The 1,852-nt window shown below is 54.1% G+C and carries 1 protein-coding gene; it reads right to left on the bottom strand.

All coding sequences use genetic code 11. The annotated features are described in order from the left end of the window. Positions 1-115: 115 nt before the first annotated feature. On the bottom strand, positions 116-1,528 hold the full coding sequence (locus G3N97_RS38515) for a carbohydrate porin (protein WP_205997957.1): 1,413 nt from the start codon (positions 1,526-1,528) through the stop codon (positions 116-118). Between the last annotated feature and the right edge of the window lie 324 nt (positions 1,529-1,852).

Here is a 1,852-nt window from a genome sequence, read left to right on the forward strand (position 1 = left end):
GGTCGCGAATGTTTCCAATTGCTGTCGATCTAACATACCGGATTTACGGGAAATCTGAACCTTTGCGACGCACTGGTTCCAGCACCGTGTCTTTGATATAACCCCAAAAAAGCGTTCAGTGGTCGGTGAGGCCAAGCATCTTGTCGATAAACACGGTGGCCAGTACGCCGAACACAACCCCATTTCGCGGTGTGCCAGCGTAAGCAGGATTTAACCATGTATTCATTTTCCATGTCCGCATCACATAGGGACTGAGAACAATACTGCGCGTGAGTTCGACATTCGCATCGAGCCTGAGGCCATATTCGGTGCGACCAACCGCGTAGCCACTACCTCCAGCTGCGAGATTAGCCTGTTCAAGATAAGCGTGGTCATGAGGCGTAACAGTCGCCCAATTCACACTGAGCGAAACGCTATCATGCGGCCTGCTGCGCAATGGGGCTTCGAGTGTAACCCCGGCAGTGCCCGTCATGGAGAGACCGTCCGAGTTATGTGAATCAAAGCTTCCGGTGGCCGTAGCAAACAATGCAACAGCCGTCGGATCGTCTATGGTACTTTTGCCTCCATCGGGGCGGTATATGACCTGTCGCCCGCCAAAGTAGATCCCCGACGTGCCCTTGTGCGTACCCAATGTGTATGGGTCCGTCTGCTTTCCCGTGTTGTAGTAAAACATCAACTCATAGCTTTTCGGGTAGGGATCTGTCTGATAGGTTGTGTGATAGACCACGTTCGCCAGCCATGCATTGCTGTCCGGCGTCTTATCGGTCCACTCCCACCCATTAGTCCATGGGTACTGTGCGTTAGAGCGCCAAACGCCGACCTGAAAAGACCACGCCGGTGTCAGGCTGTAGCGCACACGCGCACTCCAATTCGGGTAGATAGGCGGATTCATGCCAGCGCTGTCGTAAAGCAGTGCACTCGTGCAACCGAAACCCTGGTTGCATACGGGTAATGCGAAATAGTTGTCCGGACTGCTTTTCCCAACCTCGAAATCCAGTCGGTCTCCAAAAGCCTTCTGCTCCCACGTGAATACAGCGAGGTGCGCCTTTTGGGGCACAAAAGGCCCCGGCTTTCCCCCAAGCGTATCCCCCACCTGATTGCCCCATGTGACGTTCGTTGTGAATGGCGCAAATACCTGCTGGAAGTGAATGGTCGCACCGGGAAAACCGGCAATCTTCTGGAGGTCGAAATCGCCACCCACTGCGACAAAAGTCAGGATTTCATGATTACCCGTTTGCTGGCCCGCACTCGGGTTGCCGAGATACATCTGCGTAAGATTGAGCGACGGCGTAAAACCCCAATCGTTGAGCTTCTGGCCAAGTGAAGCCAGTGGCCCCTGCCGCGCACTTTCCGGCGGCTCCGGTATGACGTTTCCGATATGAGAAACGTTGGACTGATTTGCTGCCGGAGGTTCATCAGCATTATTTTCGGCCTGCGTCGAAAGGGCCGGGGCCGCCACTCCCTCATTTTTAACGGTCTGCGCATCAGCAGAAGCGGCGCCTCCGAGTGCGATACAGACGACAGTCATCCAGTATATGTTTCGTTGTACTGATCTATCGATTGACCAAGGTTTCTCTTTCATAATTGTCTCCTCTTATTTTTTTGGTGCGAACACTCCCCGCTGCGGCGGACACCAGCGGCAGGGCGTAACTTGAAAAGTGAGTTAGACCAGCTGCGGGAAGCCGCGCAAAGTGAACCAGCGACGCCCCGGCGTAACAGAGCAAACTGCCGAACGCCCCTTTACCCGTGACAGACGATGACGCGGGAGTTGAAGTCCGGAATAGTCAGGTGAAAACGCAATGTCGTGAAAATCGGCAAGGCGCGACATAATGTTGAGAATCTACTTAGTGCG

Source organism: Paraburkholderia sp. Ac-20347 (assembly GCF_017104805.1).
GTDB classification, from domain to species: Bacteria; Pseudomonadota; Gammaproteobacteria; order Burkholderiales; family Burkholderiaceae; genus Paraburkholderia; species Paraburkholderia tropica.

Excerpts from the sequence above, each read along its gene's own strand:
- G3N97_RS38515 (WP_205997957.1), bottom strand. The coding sequence starts at position 1,528 with ATGACTGTCGTCTGTATCGCACTCGGAGGCGCCGCTTCTGCTGATGCG.